Annotated in this window: 16 protein-coding genes; 3 read left to right on the forward strand and 13 right to left on the reverse strand. The window is 62.1% G+C overall.

The window, feature by feature from the left end:
- Positions 1-12: 12 nt before the first annotated feature.
- Together NA8A_RS24340 and NA8A_RS11190 are read left to right on the forward strand one after the other, a co-directional pair.
- Positions 13-939 (forward strand): LysR family transcriptional regulator, encoded by a 927-nt coding sequence (locus NA8A_RS24340; protein ID WP_009756615.1) that lies wholly within the window; start codon positions 13-15, stop codon positions 937-939.
- Positions 940-1,054: 115 nt separating this feature from the next.
- Positions 1,055-1,834 carry an enoyl-CoA hydratase/isomerase family protein gene (locus NA8A_RS11190; RefSeq protein WP_009756616.1) on the forward strand — a complete coding sequence of 260 codons (780 nt, stop codon included), beginning with the start codon at positions 1,055-1,057 and terminating at the stop codon, positions 1,832-1,834.
- 79 nt (positions 1,835-1,913) lie between these two features.
- Here the strand turns inward: NA8A_RS11190 and NA8A_RS11195 are convergent, their stop codons facing one another.
- The 11 genes from NA8A_RS11195 to NA8A_RS11245 all read right to left on the reverse strand — a co-directional run bounded on the left by NA8A_RS11195 (position 1,914) and on the right by NA8A_RS11245 (position 14,420).
- On the reverse strand, positions 1,914-3,563 hold the full coding sequence (locus NA8A_RS11195; protein ID WP_040672374.1) for a thiamine pyrophosphate-binding protein: 1,650 nt from the start codon (positions 3,561-3,563) through the stop codon (positions 1,914-1,916).
- Positions 3,564-3,567: 4 nt separating this feature from the next.
- On the reverse strand, positions 3,568-5,061 hold the full coding sequence (locus NA8A_RS11200) for an NAD-dependent succinate-semialdehyde dehydrogenase (protein WP_009756618.1): 1,494 nt from the start codon (positions 5,059-5,061) through the stop codon (positions 3,568-3,570).
- Between the two features lie 214 nt (positions 5,062-5,275).
- Complete coding sequence (locus NA8A_RS11205; RefSeq protein WP_009756619.1) at positions 5,276-6,700, reverse strand: amidase; 1,425 nt, start codon at positions 6,698-6,700, stop codon at positions 5,276-5,278.
- 17 nt (positions 6,701-6,717) lie between these two features.
- Positions 6,718-7,392 carry an RraA family protein gene (locus tag NA8A_RS11210; RefSeq protein ID WP_009756620.1) on the reverse strand — a complete coding sequence of 225 codons (675 nt, stop codon included), beginning with the start codon at positions 7,390-7,392 and terminating at the stop codon, positions 6,718-6,720.
- Between the two features lie 23 nt (positions 7,393-7,415).
- The gene (locus NA8A_RS11215) at positions 7,416-8,201 is read right to left on the reverse strand and encodes an SDR family oxidoreductase (protein WP_009756621.1); all 786 of its coding nucleotides are present in this window, start codon (positions 8,199-8,201) and stop codon (positions 7,416-7,418) included.
- A gap of 12 nt (positions 8,202-8,213) precedes the next feature.
- Positions 8,214-9,062, reverse strand: coding sequence for an aspartate dehydrogenase (locus NA8A_RS11220; protein WP_009756622.1), 849 nt, complete (start codon positions 9,060-9,062; stop codon positions 8,214-8,216).
- 2 nt (positions 9,063-9,064) lie between these two features.
- Positions 9,065-9,952, reverse strand: coding sequence for a polysaccharide deacetylase family protein (locus NA8A_RS11225; protein ID WP_009756623.1), 888 nt, complete (start codon positions 9,950-9,952; stop codon positions 9,065-9,067).
- A gap of 29 nt (positions 9,953-9,981) precedes the next feature.
- Complete coding sequence (locus tag NA8A_RS11230) at positions 9,982-10,932, reverse strand: TMAO reductase system protein TorT (RefSeq protein WP_009756624.1); 951 nt, start codon at positions 10,930-10,932, stop codon at positions 9,982-9,984.
- A gap of 4 nt (positions 10,933-10,936) precedes the next feature.
- On the reverse strand, positions 10,937-11,914 hold the full coding sequence (locus tag NA8A_RS11235) for an ABC transporter permease (protein WP_009756625.1): 978 nt from the start codon (positions 11,912-11,914) through the stop codon (positions 10,937-10,939).
- Positions 11,911-12,885, reverse strand: coding sequence for an ABC transporter permease (locus tag NA8A_RS11240; protein ID WP_009756626.1), 975 nt, complete (start codon positions 12,883-12,885; stop codon positions 11,911-11,913). Before NA8A_RS11240 ends, NA8A_RS11235 begins: the two co-directional genes overlap by 4 nt.
- Entirely contained in the window at positions 12,882-14,420 is a 1,539-nt protein-coding gene (locus NA8A_RS11245) for a sugar ABC transporter ATP-binding protein (RefSeq protein WP_009756627.1), read from the reverse strand. Before NA8A_RS11245 ends, NA8A_RS11240 begins: the two co-directional genes overlap by 4 nt.
- A 118-nt stretch (positions 14,421-14,538) precedes the next feature.
- Here NA8A_RS11245 and gcvA point away from each other — a divergent pair, with 118 nt between their 5' ends.
- Positions 14,539-15,510, forward strand: a complete 972-nt coding sequence (gcvA, locus tag NA8A_RS11250; protein WP_040672377.1) for a transcriptional regulator GcvA — start codon at positions 14,539-14,541, stop codon at positions 15,508-15,510.
- Positions 15,511-15,685: 175 nt separating this feature from the next.
- Here the strand turns inward: gcvA and NA8A_RS11255 are convergent, their stop codons facing one another.
- Positions 15,686-17,473 (reverse strand): ShlB/FhaC/HecB family hemolysin secretion/activation protein, encoded by a 1,788-nt coding sequence (locus NA8A_RS11255; RefSeq protein WP_240532774.1) that lies wholly within the window; start codon positions 17,471-17,473, stop codon positions 15,686-15,688.
- A gap of 2 nt (positions 17,474-17,475) precedes the next feature.
- Positions 17,476-20,720, reverse strand: a 3,245-nt coding sequence (locus NA8A_RS11260; protein ID WP_009756630.1) for a YDG domain-containing protein, incomplete at its 5' end; no start/stop codon positions are given.

Consider the following 20,720-nt stretch of genomic DNA (forward strand, 5'->3'; position numbering starts at 1 on the left):
ATTTCCGATAATATGGACATACGTTCGCTGCGAACCTTCATCTCCGTTGTTGAGAACCGTGGTTTCGCCAACGCTGCCGATGCATTGCATTACTCGCAACCCACGGTAAGCGCGCATATCGCCTCGCTTGAGGAAGATTTGGGCGTGGAGCTGTTTCATCGCGATCGCCGGCCGGTGGAGCTCACCCCGCCCGGCGCAGCGCTTCTGCCTCACGCCCGCGCCATCCTGAACCAGATGGAAGCAGCGCGCGGCGATGTCTCCGATTTCCTGGGTGCCAAGCGCGGCACCGTGCGCCTCGGCACCTATCCGAGCGCCACGGCAGGCTACATCCCCACCCTGCTCGACCAGTTCCGGGAGGTATATCCTCTGGTGGATATCCATCTGGTGGAACTGGGCGGCGCCTATATGGAGCAGGCGGCCATCGCCGGGGATGTTAACCTGTTCCTGCGCCAGACGACCCCGCCGCTCTCAAGCGTGAAGTTCGAGAGCCTGCCCCTGTGGCAGGAGGACTTCAAGGTTGTCTTCAGGCCGGAGCACGAACTGGCAAAGACATTCGGACCGATCCCACCGGATGAGCTTTTAAGGCACCGGCTCATCATGACCGGCCGCTATCAGACGGAGGGAATTCTTACCCATCCCTTCTGGCACCATCTCGGCGAACCACCGAAACTGGCATTCGAGGTGAGCCAGCCTCAATCCCTCATCGAGCTCGTCCGCTCCCGTCAGGGGGTCGGCGTCACCACGGCTCTGGCTCTTCACGTCTCGCGCGTCGATAACCTGATCGTGCGCGCCATAGACGACCCGCTGGCCGTGCGCGATGTCTGTCTTTACTGGCCGAAGAACCGCGCCCTTTCGGTCGCCGCCCGCACATTGCGGGATTTCATGTACAAGAAGGCCAGCATTCCAAGCTGCGCCCGCCCCGCGCCCCACCTTTCCTAAGGCCACGTGGAAAGGCCGAGGACTGAGCAGTTTTCAGCGCTGGCGCAGCATTCCTCATTCGCGATTGCGATTGTCCCGCGCGAGACTGGAGGCAAGGTGAAAGGAGCCTGCACGCATGGTTTCCAGCATGATCCACTGCGCCAAACACCCGAGCGGATATGCCGAACTCGTCATCGACCGGCCGCAGGCCCGCAACGCCTTGTGTGTGGCCCTGACCGATGCGATGGCACAGACCCTGGAGCGGCTTCGCGAAGACAGCGAAACACGGGTCGTTCTTCTGCGTTCGGAGGGAGACCACTTCGCCGCCGGAGCCGATATTCGCGAAATGCTCGACATGAGTGCCGAAACCGCGCGCGCAACGGATTTTGCCGGCTGCTGCGTGGCACTTGGTGACTTCCCCAAACCCGTGATCGGATTGGTTCAAGGTTATGCACTCGGCGGCGGCTGCGAACTCGTGGAGATGTGCGACATCGTCCTGGCTGCCGAGAACGCCGTTTTCAGTCATCCCGAAATCAGCCTCGGGACCATGCCGGGCGCCGGTGGCACACAGCGCCTGCCAAGGCTGATTGGCACGGCCAAGGCAATGGACATGCTTCTGTCCGGCCACCGCATGGACGCAATCGAAGCCGAACGCTGCGGTCTTGTTTCCCGCATCGTTCCACCTGACCGGCTCCTTGAGGAGGGACGTGAATACGCCAGCGGACTTGCGGCCCTTTCAGGCACAGTCCTGAACTCGATCAAGAAAGCTGTCCGCGCAAGTATGGAAATGCCCCTCAAGGAGGGGCTGAAATTGGAACGCGCGCTCTTCCACCAGACGCTGGGCCTGCCCGACCGGCAGGAAGGAATGCGCGCCTTCACCGAACGCCGCAAACCACTCTTCAACGCCACGCGCTGAAGAACGAAGACCGGGAGGAATATCCGGTTATTCTGCGGCCGGGCCAGGTTGCCCGGTCGCAGCATCGATGCTCGGCGAGCTAGTGCGCCTTGTCCTTCTTGAGCACGAGCTCATCATACTCGCGGCTCGAGACGAGCGCCTCGACAATCATCGGCTTACCGGTGGCAAAGGCTTCGCGCAGCGCCTTGCGGAATCCTTCCCGGTCGCTTGCCGTCATCACAGGAACGCCGAAGATATTGTCGCCGCCAATGGTGCCTTTGGCCCGAATGGGCGTGCCATAGATCGGGTTCTGCTTCTTCTGCTGCTTGATGCGGATAAGCGCCAGGTCATTGTCCGTCAGCACCACGGTGACGATGGGCAGGTTGAGCCGCACGGCAGTTGCCAGTTCCCCCGCGGACATCAGGAACCCGCCATCACCCACGACCGTGCAGACATCGGCTTGCGGCCTGCACAGCTTCGCTGCAATGGCAGCGGGAATCCCGAAGCCCATGGTCGACCATCCGTTGGTCATGATCTGCCGGCCTGGTGCGGGCGTAAGCCATTTCTGGCCGATGAGATGAGTATGTGCCCCCACATCGCAGGTCATGATGCCGTCCTGAGGCAGAACCTCGCGGAGGATATCGAGTGCCGCGCAGGGGCCAAACGCATCGATGCCCTTGAGCCGTTCGAACATCGCTTCGCGCCGCTCCTTCAGCGCCGCCATGTCCCATTCCTTTGGATCCATCGACACGGTCCCCAAGGCGGCCACGCTGGAAACGATGTCGCCCGTCACCTCAAGCAGGTCGGGGTAAACCTCACGATCAATATCGGCGGGCTCATCGTCGATATTGATCAGCGCCACTTCCGGCGCCCATGCCTCGACGTTGAACTCGACGGGATCATAACCCACCAGAACCACCAGATCGGCCTGCTGGTGGGTCTTGCCGACTTCGTCGGAAAGGGCATGGAACAGAACCCCCGCATAGCAGGGGTGATCTTCAGCAATCAGCCCCTTGGCCATGGGTGTGATGACCACGGGAATACCGTGAGCCTCGGCGAAACGCACAACGGCATCGCCCACGCCGGTTCGCACCGCGGAGAGCCCCAGTGCGATGACCGGCTTCCGCGCAACGCGAAGCGCAGCCTGCATTGCCTCGATGCTGGCGGCAGAAGCCTTTTCCGGTATCGCCGGATGCGATACCGCCAGGCCCGTCGCCGGAACATTCATCTCGGCACTCATGCCGACCGGCAACCCGACATGGACCGAACCGGGCCGCCCCGAAAGCGCCACCGTCGCAGCATCGGAAAAGATTTCGCGAACCTTGTCCGCCTCAAGCCTGGTCGTCTTCTTCGTCACCGGAGCGAACAGCGCCTGATGATCGATCCCCATCTGGGTGACCCTGCCGCGCATCGGTGCGGGCATCTCGTCGGTCAGCGCAATCATGGGCGAGCGATCCAGCAACGCTCCGCCGACACCCGTCGACAGATTTGTCGCGCCAGGACCGAAAGTGCCGAAGCAGATGCCAGGCACGCCGGTCAGGCGACCGCAGACATCGGCCATGATCGCTCCCGTCCCCTCATGGGTGGTCAGGACGAACTCGATGCCGTCGGTCGTGCGCATGGCTTCCATATAGTCCACCCAGCCACCGCTCGGAACGCCGAAGACATGATGCACGCCCAGATCGCGCAATGTTTCGACCACTTGCCGTGCGACGCTCGTTTTTTCGCTTGCGGTCCGTGCGCTTGTCATATTCTCACTCATAGGCTGCGCAGACATATTTCAGCTCCATAAAATCCTGCATTCCGTAGGGGCCGCCTTCGCGTCCAAGCCCCGATTGCTTGACGCCACCGAAGGGGATGGGCGCTCCAGTCATCTTTGATGTGTTGATGCCGACCATGCCGTATTCGAGACGACTGGACACCCGCTCGGCGCGGCTGAGATCCCGTGTGTGCAGATAGGCGGCAAGGCCGTATTCGGTGGCGTTGGCTCGGCGGATCGCATCTTCCTCGGTCGCGAAACGGCTGATGCCGGCAACCGGTCCGAAAGTCTCTTCATGCATGATGAGCATGCCGTCGGCCACATTCGACAGCACCGTCGGCGCATAGAAATTCGGTCCCGCATTGTGCACCTGACCGCCAAGCTCCAGTCGTGCGCCGCGTCTTTGAGCATCCTCGACCTGCTCGTGCACTTTCTGGAGGGCCTTGCCGTGAATCATCGGCCCGATATTCACGCCCGAGGCAAATCCATCCCCCACCTTCAGCCTTGTCGCGCGGTCCACAAACCCTTCGACAAACCGGTCGTAGAGACGGTCCTGTACGAAGATGCGGTTGGCAGCGAGGCAGTCCTGCCCTGTCGTCTGGAACTTGGCGTTCATGGCGTCGTCCATGGCACGCTCCAGATCGGCATCCTCGAAAACGATGAAGGGGGCGTGGCCACCCAGTTCGAGGCTCACCTTCTTGATGGTCGGCGCGCAAAGGCCTGCAATCACGCGCCCGACCTCGGTGGAACCGGTGAAGGAAACGGCACGCACACGCGCGTCGCCGCACAACAGGGGAACCACCCGCCGCGAATTGCCCGTCACGACCGAAAAGACGCCTTTCGCAAAACCGGCTTCCTCGGCCAGACGCGCCAGCGCCAGTGCAGAGAATGGCGTCTGTGAGGACGGCAGGCCGATGACGGAACATCCCGCAGCAAGTGCCGCAGCCGCCTTGCGCGCCAGCATTGCGGAAGGAAAATTCCACGGCGTGATTGCCGCCACAATACCGATCGGCGCCCGATTGACATGCAACCGGCGGCCCGGAAGATGGCTGCGCAAAACGTCTCCGCCATCACGCTTGGTCTCCTCCGCATACCAGCGGATGAAGCTTGCCGCATAGTCGATCTCGCCAAGGGATTCGTGAAGCGGTTTGCCCTGCTCAAGGGTTATCAGCGCGGCAAGCCCTTCCCGCCTGGCCATCATCAGGTCGCACCAGGCATTGAGGATGCGGCTGCGCTCGGCAGGAAGAAACCCGGACCAGACCTTCAACCCGTCTTCGGCGGCATCGATAGCTTCCATGATCTGGGTGTCTGACAGATCGGGGGCGGTTCCCACCATCTCCCCTGTTGCCGGATCGTGGACCGCATAGGATTTGCCCCCGTCACCCGCCTGCCAACGACCGGCAAAGAAGGCACGATCTTCGATCAGCGCTCGTGCGCGCTCACGTGGATGCTCGAAATAGCCCACCTTATGCTCCCGGCTTGAGGTCATCGCTTTCGCCGGGACTATCGACCTGAACCACGCTCGGAAACAAACGAATAGCGTGATGCCCATGAATGAGCTGTGATCATGCATGAACACCTGCTCGTCCCGTTTTCTCCAGGTTTCAAAGGGCATCGCGGGCACACCCCCCACAACGAAATGAGCCCGGCGCATGCACCGGGCTCATTTCGCACAAATTGTTTCTGCTCCGAGGCTATATGACCTAGAGGGCGAGCCCGCCTGCAAAGCGCAGGAGATCGAGGTCACCATAGGGGCGCCCGATGATCTGCACCGCAACCATTTGACCGCTCTCGGAGAGCCGGAACGGAATCGCCACCGCCGGCAGGCCAAGACTGTTGACCCACCGATTGAAATCGAGAAGTTCGAGCGTCAGCGCGCGAACGCTCTCGGCCGGCCCGTTCAGTTCTTTCCGCCGATAACAGCCGCGCGGCGTGATGGGCGAGACGATCAGATCGCATTTCGACAGGGTGCCTGCGAGAAAATCGGCGGTCAGGCGAGACCGGATACGCTGGGCAACATCATAGTCCCGGCGTGCAATGGAGGCCCCTATGGCAAGGCGCTGGCGCACATTTCCCGTAAAGGCATCCGGCATCTCCTCGAATGCAGGATGCAGGAACCGAGCCGCCTCATAGCCGGTGATGACCGTGGCAATGCCGTTGCACAAGGCAAGGTCGGGCACTGCAACATCTTGCCCCGAACCCGAGCGGGCAGCCGCCAGAAACCGGTTCAGCGCCTTTGCGGTATCCGCATCGCTCGCCGCAAACAGCTCCTGCGCGATGCCGATCCGCATGCCGCTTTCCGCCTTCCGCCAGGCCGGAGACGATTTCCCGATCAGCGTTTCAGCGACCCGGCGAAGCATGCGGGCATCGCTGGCAACAATCGCCGGACAATCATGGCTGTGGCTCAAAGGCACGAGCCCGGACGCATCGAGCAGCCCATTGGTCGGCTTCCATCCCCACACCCCGCAAAATGCCGCCGGAATACGGATGGACCCTCCCGTATCCGTGCCGATTGCAAACGGCACGATCCCCGCGCCGACGGCAACTGAGGAGCCGGAAGACGACCCGCCGACCAGAAGCTCGGGATCAAGCGGATTGATCGGTGCCCCGTAAAAGGGGTTCTCGCCGGTCGTCGAATAGCTGAAAGGGTCGAGATTGGTCGCACCGACCGGAATGGCCCCGGCTGCAAATAGGCGTTCAAGAAGCGGTGCCTGCTCCACACCTCGCGACGGAAAACGATAGGGTGTTCCATCGCCGGGCAGATGGCCATGCGCGAAGAAGACATCCTTGAACGCGAAGGGGAGATTGGCGAGCGTTCCGTCCCCCATTGCCTTCCCACCGGTCATCGAATGGGCCTCTTCCTCCGAAAAGAGGCGGATGAAGGCATTGAGCGCCTGCCGTTCATCGGCTCTGCGGCGTGCACTTTCGAACGCATTCGAGGGCGCATGTTCTCCCGCGAGCGCTTCTGCGGCTCCTCCGTCGCGGCGCTCCCCTTCGGCGGCAAGGATTTCGTTCACGAAAGGCGAGGCGCCGGTCGTCTCGTGGGTATCGAGCACCTGCTTCAGCCCAAGAACGGCATCCTGCACACCCGATGGGTTCGGGGGATCGAAAGCGAGAGTGGCAGTCATTCCCCCGATATCTCCATTCAAACGTGGCCGTAGACCTTCAGCGCTTCGCTGAGGGTCATTCCATTGGCGAGCTCCCGCCGGATGTTGATTTCGCCGGCCGTCAGCGCCTCCGCCTTCTCGAGGACGGCCTCGATGCGGGCGGCGGGAATGACGATGGCGCCATCTGCGTCGGCCAGAATAAAGTCGCCCGGCGCAACCTCAACATGTTTCGACGTCGCGCCACGGATAAACACCGGTACTTGCCACGCATTCACCTTCCAGCGCCCGATAGACTGGACCGGCGAGCGGTATCTGGCGAAGACCGGAAAATCATGCTGGTTGAGCCAGGCGATATCGCGCACACCGCCATCCGCGAGCGCGCCGACACATCCTCTCTCCTTCAGCCCGAGTGCGATCAGCTCCCCGAAATAACAAGTGCCATCGCCATCGCCCGACCAGACGGAAATTTCATCTTCGGAAATCCCCTGGCAGGCTGTCATCTTTTCGGCATCTCCCCCCATACCATAGGGTGTGGACTGGCCACGTATCGTATAGGCAAAGCCCGCGAGCTTGCCGCTTGTGCCTGAAAAGCTGCGAAAATCCGCAGCCAGGCCCTGGTGAAGCAGCCCCATGTCATCGAGCACATCGGCGACATTGGACGTATCAACCTTGAGAAAGCGCGCGCGGATTTCCGCCCGGATGTTCTGGGACATATTCAGTACTCCTGAAAAAGGGATCAGATGCTGGCGATCAACCCGCCGTCGACGCGAATGGTCGATCCGGTGATGTAACCCGCCTGACGGCTGGCGAGGAAAGCGACCGCCGCGCCATATTCGGCCGGATCGCCATAACGCCCCACGGGTATGGAGCCGGTGCTTTCAGCTTCGACCTCGGCGACAGCACGGTTCTCCCGCTTCGCCTTTGCCTCGTCGAGCTGGCGTATGCGAGCGGTTGCAATCCGCCCGGGCAGAATGATGTTGGCTGTAACGCCGTCGCGTGCGACCTCGCGCGACAACGTCTTCGACCAGCCGACAAGCGACATGCGCACGGCATTCGATATGCCAAGATTGGGAATTGGCGCCACCACACCCGAAGACGTGCTGGTGACAATGCGTCCGAACTTGCGGGCACGCATACCGGGCAGAAAACGGTCCGTGACCGCAAAGACGGAGCAGGCCATGGAGCCGAAATAGCGCATCCAATCCTCCCCGTTCACGCCCGCGGCGGTGGTTGGCGGCGGGCCGCCCGTATTGTTGACGAGAATATCCACGCCGCCATGGCTTTCTTCGATTGCCGCAGCATGACGCTCCAGCGCCTTGGTGTCGGCAATGTCCCAGACCAGCGCATGGGCCTCGCCGCCGGCTGCGCGAATGCGCCCCGCCACGGTCGAAAGCGCGTCCTCATTGATGTCGGCCACGAAAAGGCGCGCGCCCTCCGCCGCCAGAGCCTCGGCAATGGCACCGCCAAGCCCGCCCCCCGCGCCGAAGACCAGCGCGGTTTTTTCTTTTAATCCGAAATCCATGTCAGTCTCCGGTCAGGTGCCGACCCGCAGGGGTGCGCGCAGCCTTCTGAGCGCCGCGATCACCGAAAGGGCAGTGATGCGCCCCGTCTTCGGGTTTTCGCTGGGAATGTTCTCGATGGACATCGAGAAGGATGCACTGTCGGAATCCACCTCGATGTGATGCGTATTGCGCTTCAGGGCGGGGTCCGCCCAGATGTCGAGCTGTGTCTTGTCCGGCCCGAGGCCTGCTAGCGACAAGGCGACCGCAACATTCAGATTGGCAGGAAACCCCACTGCCGCCTCACGCGCGGTGCCGGAAAAGACACGCAACGGCTCCTTGATGTCCTGAATGTCGATATTGTTCGAAACCAGATAAGGAGCGCCCACGAGCCCTGTCACGGGTTTGCGCGTGGTCATGCGCACGCTGCGGATTTCACCCTCGGCAGCGGCACTCACCGCATCGAGCCCGAGCAGAGCTCCCGAAGGCACGATGATCTGGCCGCCATTTTCGCGGGCCGTATCGATCAGGTCCATATTCCGCAGCAGGGCACCGCAGGAAAGCACCACCGCCTTCTTGCCCTGGCTCACGAAGGGCAGAACCACCTCGCGCAGGATCGCGGCGGGAGCGCATTCCACAACCACGTCGGCATGCAGCTCCAGCTCACGCAGATCGACAATGGCCGTATTTGCATGACCGGGCCCGAGCTTCTCGCGGGCCGCATCCTTGTCGCGCACCGCGATGGCGCCGAGCTCGAATCCCGGCAGGCCATCAGCCAGCCTGCGCGCGATCTGCAGACCGACAGCGCCAAGACCGGCCACGGCAACCCGCAACGGTCTTTCACTGGCTGTTTCGGGCAGGTTGGGAGCATTTGCCAATGCCATGGCTACACCTTTCGGTTGGCGGACAGCGCCGCGTAGTGATCGTGAATTTGACCGGGCGTGGTGAACCAGATACGGTCGCTGTGCTCTTTCAGCTTGTCGAGCACGCGCCGGAACTGGCGAAGCCGGAACGGCTGCCCCACCAGGAATGTGTGAATGGTGATGCCATAGACCAGAGACTGATCCCGGGACTGGTCGAGCATCTCTTCCAGATTGTCGATCGCCATGTCGGCAAACGCGCTCGCCGTGCCGTCATGCAGCGCGATCATCGGAATGTCGTTGACCTCATGGGGATAGGGAACGCTCATCAGCGGGCCGTGCGCGGTTTTCAGCCATGCGGGCTGATCGTCGATCGGCCAGTCCAGCGTGTAGTCGAACCCCCGCTCCTTGAGCAGGTCCTCGGTGTTTGCGCTTGGATGCGCGCCGGGCGACATCCATCCCTTCGGCGCCTGCCCCTCATGCTGCTCGATCAGGCGCGCCACGCGGTCGATTGCAGCGGCTTCCTCCTTCTCGTCCATGCCGTTGGGATGCTCGGAGTTGGTATGGCCATGGGCAATGAACTCGTCGCCGCGCCGGCGGAACTGCTCGAGAAGCTCGGGACAGTGGTCATAGCAAGCCGTGTTCAGAAGGATCGCCAATGGCAGATCATATTCGTCGAACAGGCGGGCAAGCCGGAAACCGCCGACACGGTTTCCGTATTCACGCCAGCCCCAATTGTAGCTGTTGGGATGCTGGAGCCCCGGCGAATAGGCGAGCCCCAGCCCCGAACCATAGGAAAAATGCTCGACACAGAGGGCCACGTAGACGGCCAGCCGCTTCCCCTCCGGCCAGGTGAAATCCGGTCGGTTTTCGATGGGCGAATAGGTCAATCTCGGATTGTTCAGAAATTCCATTGTGCGGCCTCCTGTCTGATGCGCTTCTGTTACGGACGGTAGCCTTCCGGGGCGACCACATCGCCCAGATCGACCGTGTCGACATTGCTGGCGTCAATCAGAAGCGCCGGCGTGACGATGCTCTTCTCGACAGCAACGCCCTTGGACGCATCGACGGCAGCCTTGAGCGCCGCCCTGCCCTGCGCCACGATCTTCTGGATCGAGGTGCATGCAAGCTTGCCGGACTTGATGAGGTCCTGCGCGGTGGGGCTGAGATTGGAGGCCGTGAACACCACGTTCTTGATCCCCGCAGCCTCGAAGGCGTTGATGACCCCTGCAGCCATGTCGTCCGTGGCCGAATAGACGCCGTTGACATCCGGAAAGCGCTGGCTCCAGTCCTCGGCAACTCTGAGCGCATCATTGCGGTTGTCGGCGAGACGGGATTCCGCAACGACCTTCATGTCCGGAAATTCGGCTGTGAGCGTCTCGTTGAAACCGGCAGCGCGCCGGTCCGACCAGGTCTGTCCCTGCGGACCGGCCATCATTGCGACCTCGCCCTTGCCGGACAGGGCCTTGCCCATGCATTCCGCCTGCAGCTTGCCCATATCGTAATGGTCGGCGCTGACGACCGCGCTCAGCCCTTCATTGGAGGGCGGCGAGGAAATACCGACGACCTTGATGCCGGCAGCAAGCGCCTGCTCGACCACCGGAGCTATGGAATCCCCGTTCGTCGCCCCGATAACGATGGCGTCGACACCGCGCTGCACCAGGTCCTGGATCTGCGAAATCTGCTGCACGGCATTGGCGTCGCCACCGGCATCGACGACGATCAGTTCGACGCCGGCTTCCTCTGCCGCCTTCTGGACGCCATAGGTGGCCGAGACCCAGAAGGAGGAGGCAAGGCTCGGCACGGAGAAGCCGATGGTTTCGGCCTGGGCAGCGGAGGCCGCCGAGATCGCGAGAAGCGCGGCTGCGGCCCTCAGTTTTGTTTTGAAAGTCATGGTCTCAATTCCCCTTTTTTCGGGCCCGTTTTTTCAGCCGGGTCACCAATTGTGGCGCAACGCTTACGGAGGATGCGGCAATGATCACTGCGCCAATCGCGATCTCTGCCGTGAACGGTGAAATGCCCGACATGTTGAGGCCGCTGCCGAGCGACTGGATGAAAGCAGCCCCGAGGAGCGTGCCCAGCGGCGAGGCCACGCCACCCGTCAACGCGGTTCCGCCGATCACGGCAGAGGCAATGGACTGAAGCTCCATGCCCGATCCGTCCGTCGGAAGGCCCGCACCGGCGCGGGCAAGCATGGCAAGGCCCGCAAGGCTCGCGAACAGACCGGCGAGTTGGTAGGCCGCGATATGCACACGCACAGCATTCATGCCGACCAGTCTTGCCGCGTCGGGGTTGGAACCGAACATCAGGATGCGACGGCCAAGCAGCGTGAAACGGATGATGCATGCGGCGGCGCCGACGCCGGCGAAGGCAAGCCAGGCGAGCGGGGCAAGCCCGAACCAGTTCCCATAGGCGAGTTGCAGCATCGCACCAGGCTCGCTCATCGGGATGACCTGGCCGGAATCGCTGACGAGAAGGCTGAGCCCCCGCGCCCCGATCAGCATGCCAAGCGTCGTGACGATGGGCTGAACCTCGACGCGTGCAATCAGGAAGCCATTGATCGTTCCGGCGACAAGCCCCGTCAGGAGCCCTGCCAGAAGGCCGACCGGCCCCACCGCGTTCCAGGCGAGCGCGGCCACGACACTGGACAGCGCCGCCACCGCTCCGACGGAAATATCGAAACCGCGCACTGTTAGTGCGAACATCTGTCCCGTTGCGAGGAGAACGAGCACACTCATCTGCAATGCGATGCTGGCGGCATTTCCGGTTGTCATGTAGCGGCCATTCAGGAGACCGAAGAGACACCAGACCCCGACGAGAAACAGGAATGCGACGAGCGCCCGCGCATGCAGGAGACGATGGATCAGAGCGCTCATCGCCGGGCTCCCTTGAAGAGGATCTGAAGATCGACGGAGAACCCTGCCGCAAGCCGCTGCATGACGACCGACACGACGATCACCAGCGCAATAAGCAATTGCTGGATGGCGACCGGATAGTTGAGGAGCACGACGGCATTGTTGAGCATCGCGATGATCGCGACCCCTGCGATCACCTGGATCGCCGACCCGCGTCCTCCGGTCAACGGTATGCCACCGATCGCACAGGCCGCGATGGTCTGAAATGGCAGGTCCGGCATAAGATTGGGCTGGCCCGACCCCACGCGGCTCGTCAGGATGACGCTCGCCACACCCGCAAACAGTCCCGCCAATACATAGCCCGTGAAGAGCGTGCCTTTCACGCCGATGCCTGAAAGGCGAGCGGCACTTGCATTGGCGCCCACGAGATAGAACCGGCGTCCGAGTTCCGTGTGTGCGAGCAGCCCCCACAAACACAGGAGCGCAATTGCGGCGAGAAGCACGGCGACTGGAATTCCCATGACCTCGCCGACGGCAGGCCAGCGGAAGAGCATGCTCGGCGCCGCGTCGATGGGCAGGCCGCCTGCCAGACTGGAAGCCAGCCCGTGGCCGATCATCAGCGTGCCAAGCGTCACCACCACCGCCGGCAGGCCGATGCCGGCAATGAGCGTCGCATTGAGAACGCCAACCAGCACCACCACCACGACCCCCGCCAGAAAGGCAGCGACAGGCCCGACGCTCGGCAACAGCATGACGGTTACGACCGACGCGAGAGCGACCGACGAACCGAAGGAAAACTCTATTCCCCCGAGAATCAGGACGATGGCCTGACCGCAAGCGACGATTGCCAGGATCGCGGCAATACGTGCAACATTCTCGAGATTTCCCGGATTGGCGAAACGCGGCACGAAAAGGGCGCAGACCACAAAGAACACGAGCGCGATCAACACTGACACGGGGACAGAACGGATATGCCTTGAAAGAGCAGTCATGCCGCTGCTCCCGCCAGCGCGCCGATGATGTCCTGGCGCTGTGCACCACGCGCAAAGGCCCCCGTAATGGCCTGGTCCTGCACGATCAGCACGCGATGGCAGATGCTGAGCAGCTCATCGATATCGCTTGAGGCCACGATGACGCACACACCCCTTTGCGAAGCCTCCAGCACCACTTCATGGATCGCCCGCCGCGCAGCCACGTCCACACCCCGCGTCGGTTCGCACATGACGAGGAGTTTCAGCCCGTCGATCAAAAGATTGCGGGCCACCACGAGCTTCTGCTGATTGCCACCGCTGAAATCGGCAGCTTCGAATTCGAACCGGAAAGGAAAGAGCCCGATCCGCTCAAGGATTTCGTGCGCCTGCCGATGCTCCTGGCGCTTGCGCAGAAAGCCCCATCTGGAAATCAGGCCATGGCTTGCCGCCGACGTATTCTGGAGCACACCCAGAATGCTGAAAACACCGTCGGCGTGCCGGTCCGTCGGCACGAAGCCGATGCCATTGGCCACGGCCTCCTTACGGCGACCCGCCCGCACAGCGGTTTCCTCGATCATCACTACGCCGGAAACCGGCTCCAGCGCGCCTGCAATGGCTTCGGCGATACGGTCCGCACCACTTCCAACAATGCCGGCAAGCCCCACGACCTCGCCACGCGCCACCTCGAAATGCACAGGTTCTGCACCCTGGCGCAGACGCAGATCGCGGATCGCAACGACGACGTCGTCCTTATGCGGAGCGATGTCGGTAATGGGCGCGACATCCTTGCCCACCATGGCGAGCACGATATCCCGCGTCGAGATATCCTCCATGACGGCGCCGCTGATAGCGCAGACACCGTCGCGGATGACTGTCAAACGATCTGCGACAGCGACGACCTCATCCAGCTTGTGGCTGATGAAGAGAATAGCCGTGCCCCGCGCCCGAAGCTTGTCGATGGTCTGAAGCAGGACTTCCGACTCCGCATGGGTCAGCGCGGCTGTCGGCTCGTCAAGAACGAGCACCTTCGCCTCCTGTGCGATAGCGCGCGCAATTTCCAGAAGCTGCATTTCGCCGATGGAAAGCTCGCGGCACAGCGCATCCAGGGATAGGGTGAGCCCCACTTCCGAAAGCCAGCCACGCATGACCTCATCGGAAGGCATGGCCTTCGAGGCCAACATCCCCCGGGCCATGCCAAGACTGAAGGCAGCGAGGTTTTCCCTGACCGTCAGATCGGGAAATTGGCTGAGATGCTGGTAGATCGGGAAAATTCCCTTCGAGATCGCATGCCGCACGGAACGGAAGCTTGTCGCCTCCCCCTCGACCGCGAGCGAACCCTTGGTGGGGCGCAACGCGCCGAGCAGTATCTTCACGAGCGTGGATTTTCCCGCTCCGTTGCCGCCGAGCAGCGCGTGAACCTCGCCACGATATAAATCCAGATCCACTTGCCGGATCGCCTGGGTGGCCCCGAAGGACATGGCGATGGAGCTTGCGCTCAGCACCGGCGTCCGGCGTGTATCTTCGCTCCGTTCCAGCTCTGCGCTTGCCTGCCCCATCCTGCCCGCCTGTTGATTGAAACCATCGTCATGATGATTTGCCAGCCGGGGAGTGACAAACGATTTGCATTCGTGTCATGCATTAGTAAAAATCATGCATGAGCAAGTCAGGTGCATCATGAAAAAACGGCTGCTGCCTCCCCTTTCCGCGCTTCATGGTTTCGAGGCGTCAGCCCGGCATCTCTCCTTCACGAAAGCCGCCGAGGAGCTCTACGTGACGCAAGGCGCGATCAGCCGGCAGGTGCGGCAACTCGAGGATTTCCTTGGGGTTGCACTGTTCGAGCGTTACACGAGGCGCATAGAGCTGACGGATGCCGGGGAAGAATTCCACACGGTCGTTTCGGATGTGCTCGATCAGCTTTCGAATGTCGCGCGTCGCGTGAAGCGGCGCAACGAAACGGATATTCTGACGGTTTCGGTACTGCCAAGTTTCGCCTCGGCCTGGCTCATGCCGCGCCTTTATCTCTTCACGGAGAAGCACCCGTCCATCGAGGTCCGGCTTCACACCTCGATCGATCCGGTGAGCTTCGGTTCATCGGGACCGGACGTTGCGATCCGTGTCGGACGCGTGCCCGGCAAGCATTATGAACGCAACCAGCCGCGCATAGAGCTGGAGATGGCAGAGAGCTGGCGCGGCATTCATATCGACGAACTGCTTCCCGACCGGCTGGTCACGGTGTGCAGTCCCAAGCTGCTGGATGGCCGAGCCTCTCTGACACCGGACGACATGACGGAGCTGCCGCTCATTCATACGACGAGCCGGCGTTTTGCATGGCCCGATTGGCTCCACGCGCACGGTGTCACATTTCCCGGCAGCGCTGCTCAGGGCCTTGAGCTAGGGCATTTCTTCATGTCCATCGAGGCTGCGTTGCGCGGGCGCGGTGTGGCCATCGTCCCGGATATTGTCGCCCGGCAGGAGGTCGAGCTTGGCCGGCTTGTGATCGCCTGTGCAAGCACGCTCGAAAGCGCCGGCGATTACTGCCTCCTGACCCCCGACAGCAGCCTCCAACGCCCCTCCATCGCGCATTTCCGCGAATGGCTGTTGAGCGAGATTTCCGGACACCAGAAGCAGGCGGCTATCCCCGAATAGACTGTGGCAGCGGCTGCATCGCGCTGCGCTTTGCTTCAAAAGGTTTTCGCTCCAGTCTCAACCGGACCAAGATTCCCGCGGTCGAAGGACCTATCCCTCGTTGAGCGCCTCGCCGAATTCACGCACCTAATACCGCTGTGCTTCTTTGCCATAAATGTTCCAGGCCAGAGACGGCCTAGAAGCGTGCAGTTATTGCGCCTTGGATATTCCAGTCGCCGGCATTCGTGTTCCCGCCATCGCCAAGAGCAAGGCCGGCAACGAAACTTGCCGTAAAGTTGTCGGCAATATTGTAATCGAAGCCTACCCCAAGCCCGCCGAGGGTCGTGTTGCGATCCGTGGTATGGTCGCGTCCAAATCCGAGATCGGCGAAAAGATAGGGCGAGAAGCTGTCTTGCAAGGGTGGAAACCAGTTGCCTGCCGCCCGGTTACCCAGCAGCGAGAAGCTCGGCAGGCGCAGCTCGTTGCGCCAGACGATGCCGCTGTCCACGCTGACATCGTCGTAATTATAACCCCTCACCGCATAACGCCCTCCGAGCGCTATGCGTTCCGTATCCGGCAGCGCCTCGCCGGAAAAGGTTGCCGAGATCGAGGACATCCAGGAGAGCCGCCCCGGCAATGGTGTGGCGCGCGTTACGTCCATGGCGACATAGGCATAGCTGAGATCATCGATCCTGCCGTTGGAAAACGTCTGCCAACTGGCCGCGTCATTGCCGTGGAGCACGCCGCCCGGATTGGCCTTGAGCCGCACATCCACGGCCGTTTTCCCCCAGCGATCCTGAAAATTGCCGCTCCAGCCCAGGACCAGCTGGAAAAGCTCGGCGCTGCCGTCTGCAACCGGCACGCCAAAGAACAAGGTACTCCGCTCAAGGCGCTTGAATTCGACACCGCCATAAACGTCTCCCCAATAACGTCCCGGCAGGATGTTCGAGATCGCCGAGCGATAGATTATGGGCAGTTCGAACGTGGTGTTCTCGATGGTGAAAAAGCGGTTTGGACGCTCGCTGGTGGCGACCAGCGCCGGCGCGATTTCCAGGCTTTGCCGGGCAAAGGTCGGGATGGTGATCCTTCCGGCATGGCTGATATAGCCTGAATATTCCCCTTTCCGGGGAATGAGGATGTCCGGATCGCTCCAGATGTCGTCACTTGCCGTTATCTGATAGGAAACCCAGGGCCCGCCCGGCAGCGGCAGGCGGGCATTGCCTCCCAGAAAATAACGGTCCCGCCCGGTATCCCCCGAGCCGGAGTTCGACCAGCCGGCAAAAACCTGCCAGGGCCTCTGCGCTTTGACGGTGACGTCGAGATTGCTGAGCGCAGCATCCTCGCCGGGGCGAAAGACCCCTTCCGCGCGCCGATAGGGCGAGCGGTTCAGCCAGGTGAGATCCTCTTCCAGAGCGCGCGCATCGATCCTCTCTCCCGGAGCCGCACGCAACCCCTTCCTGATGCCCTGAGCTTCATTTTGGGCAACGCCCTCGACTTTCACCTGGCCCGTCCGAAACTCGATGACACGAACCTGCAGCACACCGCTGGTGATCTCCTGTGGCGGCAGGGTGACGGAAACGAACGGATAGCCTGCATCCTTGTAGGCTCGGGCTATAGCTGCCTGAATCCTGCCCGCGAGCGCCAGCGTCAACGGCTCGCCGATGAACGGGCGCAGGGCTGCTTCGGCAACCGTTTGGTCGATGATCCCGCTACGGCCTCCGATGCCTTTGGGCGGCGTGGCGGCAACCGCATCGTTCTCACCGATCAGAAAGACGCCGGCGAGGTCGACACCGAGGGGCGTCGTGTCTGTTGCACCGAATTCCTGCGCGTCCACGCCGAGAGACACTGGCTCGCCCGGTGTGGCGCGTGGCAGGTTGCGCTCGATAGCCGATTGCGCCAGCGCTGCCGGATGACAGAGCAGGATGCCCGCAGTCAGTGCAGCGGGAAGCATTATATGCTGGCGGCTTAAAAACTTCGACACCATGATCATTCCACCGCGGCGCTGAGCCATGCACCGTAAGACCGGTTGCACGGATGAACGGTTATCGGACCGCTCTCGCGAACGATCACCGGCTCACAGGTGTCGGTCGTTCCATCACCTGCCTCGACAGGCAGAGGGGGAGAGGACTCGAATGTTTGCGGCCGCACGGTTGGTGTCGGCACACCAGGCTCATCGAGGACGGTCAGAACCCCACCGAGATATGTCAGGTCGTAATTGGCCGACAAGACCAGCGAGCCTTGATCGATGTCATACGCGCCGGCTGGCGAGTTCGCGTCAGCCGGCGTCCAAAGGCTGCCGCTCAACTGATCGCCATTCACCAGAGTTCCCGACACGATGTTGTAGGTCAACGCGGGATTGGCTTCGTTGATAGTGCGTTGCAGATCGTCCGCCTGCACCGTCACCGCGCGTCTGTTAACCGTCACATCCGCACCGGTAAAGGCGATCTGGTAATTGCCGCCGGCCGATAACGAACCCTGCGAGATCCCATAGCTGCCGACATTGCTGGTGGATGTCGCATTGCTGGACAGCGCCCCGGTGAGCACCGACGCATCGTCGCCACCGACCAATCCGCCATAGGTATAGCCGAGGGTCGGCGCGCCGTCGCCGTAAGTCATGCTCGCCGCATTTGCCGCCACCCACAGGGTCGCCGGCGTAATGTCTGCGCTGGAGGTTGCGGTCGAAGCAATCGTATAGTTGCCCGCATCCGCGCCGGTCAGGCCGATGCCGGTGACGGTGACGGTCTTGCTCGTGCCGACGTTCTTGTCCGAGAAGGCAAAGCTGGCGCTGGACACCCCCACCGTATCGCCACTGACGAGGCCGCTCAAAGTCCCGATGGAGCCGGTGCCAGCCGTCGTGCCGTCGTAGACCTTGTCGTTGGCCAAGGCGATGACCGTCAGGGCCTTCGGCGTGATGTTCGCCGTGGTCGCGGCAGTCGATGCCAGCGTGTAGTTGCCCGCATCCGCGCCGGTCAGGCCGATGCCGGTGACGGTGACGGTCTTGCTCGTGCCGACGTTCTTGTCCGAGAAGGCAAAGCTGGCGCTGCCGGACACATTCACCACATCGCCGCCGATGAGACCGGAAAGACTTCCAAAGCTACCGGTTGCTACGGTGGTGCCGTCATAGATCTTGCTGTCGGCGTCGACCGAAACGGTGAGCGCCTTCGGCGTGATGGCGAGAGAACCTGAAACAAGCGTCAGGTCGTAGCCGAACTGGCTTGAATACAGACCGCTTAGGGACAGGTCGGCGCCGGTGTAGACGCCCGCATCCGCGTTGGCAGCCAGATAGCCGGCCGTGCCGAAGATCAGGGCGCTGTCATAGGGCGAGCCGTAGACGAGCGTGCCGACATCGGCGCTTGTGGCGCTGCCGTCATAGGTCTTGGTGCTGTTGCCGCCCGTCACCGTCAGCCCGGTCATGAAGCTGCGCAGCAAGGGCGCGGTGTTGCCCTCATAGATGCGCCACGCCGCGCCTGTGCCGCCCTCGTCGTCGACGTCGAAGCCGTGGTCGACAAAGGTCGAAAGCTGCTTCATCTCGGCGCTGGTGACGCCATCGACATTGGAGACGGTGCCGACGCCGAGATCGCCGACGGCCACCGACTGCCCGCTTGCCTCGCGGTCCCAGACACTGTCCGTGAGATTGAAATAAATGTACGCGCTCTGACCGACCAGGCCGCCCGACAAGGCCCCATCCACCAGGCCCGAGGCGTATGAAGTGGTGACGCTGGCCCGGTCGGCCCAGCCGATGAGCCCGCCGGCGATGCCGGAGCCACCCGACGCAACAGTGCTGCCCGATGCGTAGGAATCGGAGACATGAAGCCCGTCCGCCAAGCCGACCAATCCGCCTGCGATGCCGGAGTCGCCCGACGCGGTCGTGCTGCCCGATGTGAAGGCGTTGGAGATTCCGACATTGCCGCTCGCAAGACCAACCAGCCCGCCTACCTTGGCATTGCTGTCGGTCCCGAGGACCGATCCGGAAAACCAGGAGCCCGAAATCGAGAAATTGCTATCAAGGCGGCCGACGAGACCGCCCAAATTGCTGTCGTCACCCACCGAAGTGACTGTTGCCGACGCCCAGGAATTCGTGATGCTGCCGTCATCATATGTATAACCGATCAGTCCGCCCACGCGTTGGCCGGAAACGGTTCCGGTAAAGCTTGAGTCCGTGAGGTTCAGGCCCGCTTCCACATAGCCGAACAGGCCACCGGCCTCGGAGTTCGCACCACCGGAAACATCGACGTCGGCGCGAATATTCGTGGCCGTCCTGGACTCTGCGCTGGAATAGTATCCCCCGACCCCGCCGACCCTGTAGGAGGAGCCGCCTGACACCGTGCCACTGACGTAGATATTGGCCAGGGTCAAGGTACCGGCATAGCTCTGCGAATGTCCAAACAGGATGCCTGCCTCATAGTTGCCGGCTGCAACAACATGAGCGTTGGTGAGAGACAGGTCCTTGATTTCAACCGATACGGCGCTGCCGGATTCGAGTTGGTTGTCCCAAGTACCAATGAGGCCGGCGTTGTCATTGGGTTTGTAAACGTATAGCCCGTCGATGGTATGTCCGCCGCCGTCGAGAGAGCCGGCGAGAAAGACAGGAGCGAACCCCACGCCACCGTTCCATTCGGATGTGCCCGTGGCATCGATGTCGGCGACGAGCTGGTAGCTGCGGCCGTTATTGCCGGATGGTTGGTTCCCGAGAGTATCCAGTCCCGTGATCCCCTGCAGGCCGTAGACATCGAAAAGCTGATAAGGGTCCGCGACGGAACCATCGCCACCCTGCGCCCTCACAAAGCTTGCGTTGTAGTGGTTCGTCCTGAAATCAAGCGCCTCGAAGGACGGCAGGCTCGCCCCGACCTGATACCAGTAGCCCTTCGGGAGATTGAAGGTGCCGACATCGACCGTGCCGTCGGAGCCGGTGCTGATCGTACCGACGTCGTCGCTTCCGCCCGTGCCATTGGCACGCAGCGTCAAGCCGCCATTCTTGCCGTCGATCGCGCCGTTGAGCGCGATATCGTCGTCGGAGTTCAGCGTCAGCGTGCCGGTGCCATTCCAGGCGACGCCGCTGTTGAGCAGGATCGAGCCGGCATTGGTTGTCTTCAGCGTCCGGTCGGCGTCGATGGTGAAGGTGCCGCCGCTGGTCAGCGACAGGAGCCCGCCCGCGGTCAGGTCCTGATCGAGCGTGTAGGAGGATGCGGCGTTGACATAAACACCCTCGCCGCTCGCGGTGAGCTGGGTCG

The organism is Nitratireductor indicus C115 (genome assembly GCF_000300515.1).
Taxonomy (GTDB): Bacteria; Pseudomonadota; Alphaproteobacteria; order Rhizobiales; family Rhizobiaceae; genus Nitratireductor; species Nitratireductor indicus.